2 protein-coding genes and 1 pseudogene are annotated in these 1,787 nt (G+C 73.2%); 2 read left to right on the top strand and 1 reads right to left on the bottom strand.

Going from position 1 to position 1,787, the window contains the following annotated elements; genetic code table 11:
* Positions 1 to 233 (top strand): annotated as a pseudogene (locus ACTUAL_RS25125) (GNAT family N-acetyltransferase); the annotation flags it as partial.
* Between the two features lie 19 nt (positions 234 to 252).
* Here the strand turns inward: ACTUAL_RS25125 and ACTUAL_RS25120 are convergent.
* Positions 253 to 867: a TetR/AcrR family transcriptional regulator gene (locus ACTUAL_RS25120; protein WP_440901983.1), complete on the bottom strand. Its 615-nt coding sequence runs from the start codon at positions 865 to 867 to the stop codon at positions 253 to 255.
* Between the two features lie 75 nt (positions 868 to 942).
* Between ACTUAL_RS25120 and ACTUAL_RS25115 the strand changes: the two genes are divergently transcribed.
* On the top strand, positions 943 to 1,787 hold an 845-nt coding region (locus ACTUAL_RS25115; RefSeq protein WP_440901982.1), incomplete at its 3' end, for an ABC transporter ATP-binding protein.

Raw genomic sequence — 1,787 nt, 5'->3', positions numbered from 1 at the left:
GCGCGCTCGTGCACGCCCTGCTCGGCGCGGCCGACGCGCTCGGCGAACCGCTCGTGGCCCTGCTCGGCGATCCCGGCTACTACCACCGGTTCGGCTTCCTGCCGTGCGGCGAGGTCGGCGTCGCGCCGCCGGTTCCCGAGTGGGAGCCGCACTTCCAGGTCCGCCCGCTCGCCGCGCACGACCCCGCCGCGCGCGGGACCTTCCGCTACGCCGAGCCGTTCGACCGCCTGTAGGCAAGTCCTGAGTGGACGGTCAGGGCGCCAGCGCCTTGTCCAGCGTCCGCAGGCACTGCGTCAGGGCCTCGTGCTTCGGCGCGCCCTGCGTGCTGACCATGTCCCAGGTGGAGAACAGCAGGCTCCACACCACGTTCAGCACCCAGTCCCGCCCCAGTGCCGCGTCCACGTCGCCCTCGGCGTGCCCCCGGCCGATCGCGTCCCGCACCGAGTGGTCGGACGGCGTCTCGTCGGGCCACTCCCGCCCGTTCGGCGCGACCGGGCTGTTGAACATCAGCGTCAGCACGTCGCCCAGCTCGAAGTACTCCTGGCACAGCCGCCCGAGCGCCGCCCTCGCCGACCCGTCGTCCAGCCTGGCCCGCGTGGTGGCCGAGGCGATCTGCTCGTCGACGTGCGCGGTCACCGCCGCCAGCAGGTCGGCCCGCTCGGGGAAGTACCGGTGCAGGGTGGTCCGCCCGACCCCGGCGGCGGTGGCGATCTCGCCCAGCGGCACGGCCGCGTTCGCGCTCAGCTCCCGCACGGCCGCGTCCAGGATCGCCCGCCGGGTCCTGGCCCGTGAACCGGACTCGGCCTTCGGGGACCCGGCCTTCGGGGACCCGGCCTTCACGACGGGTTCGCTGCGCGCCTCGCTCATGGGGGAACCGTACTGCCCATCCCCAAACGGAATCATCTTTGACAACTTTGGAACACTGATGTTCTACTTTTGAGCATGAATCCCCCGAAGGTGAAGCAGGCACTACCGCGCTTGCGGGTGCTCTGGTCGTTCGCCCGCCCGCACAGGGGCGCCCTCGCCCTCGGGTTGGCGCTGTCCCTGGTCGGCTCGGCCACCACCCTGGCCACCCCGATGGTCACCAAGTGGGTCCTCGACTCGCTCGGCGCGGGCGGCTCGCTGGCCGCCCCGGTCGGCACGATGCTCGCCCTGCTGGTCGCGGGCGTGGTGATCTGGACCATCCAGTGGGTGATCCTCGGCGAGCTCGGCGAGCGCGTCGTGCTCGACGCCCGCGAGTCCATGGTCAAGCGGCTGCTGCGCGCCACCGTCCCCGCCGTGACCGGCCGACCCGGCGGCGAGCTGGTCACCAGGGTCACCTCGGACACCGTGCTGCTGCGCGAGGCCGCGTCCAGCAGCGTGATCGGGCTGGTCAACGGCACCGTCACGCTCGTCGGCACGCTCGTGCTGATGGCCGTGCTCGACCTCGCGCTGCTCGGCGCCACGGTGGTCTCGGTCGTGGTGCTCGGCGTCGTGTTCGCCGTCCTGATGCCCGCCATCGCCCGCGAGCAGGAGCTCGCGCAGGACCACGTCGGCAAGCTCGGCGGCGTCCTGGAGGGCACGCTGCGCGCCATCCGCACGGTCAAGGCCAGCCGGGCCGAGGCGCGGCAGACCGAGCGGGTCCTCGGCGACGCGCGCGCCGCCTACCGGCACAGCGTCCGGGCCGTGCGGCGCGAGGCCGTCGCCTGGACCGTGGCCTGGTCGGGCATCCAGTTCGCGATCATCCTCGTGCTGGGGCTCGGCGCGTGGCGGGTCTCGCAGGGCGCGCTGGAGGTGTCGAGCCTGAT

It is taken from the genome of Actinosynnema sp. (assembly GCF_052038725.1).
Note: the sequence above shows the minus strand (reverse complement) of the source record. Positions and strands in the feature narration are given on the sequence as shown.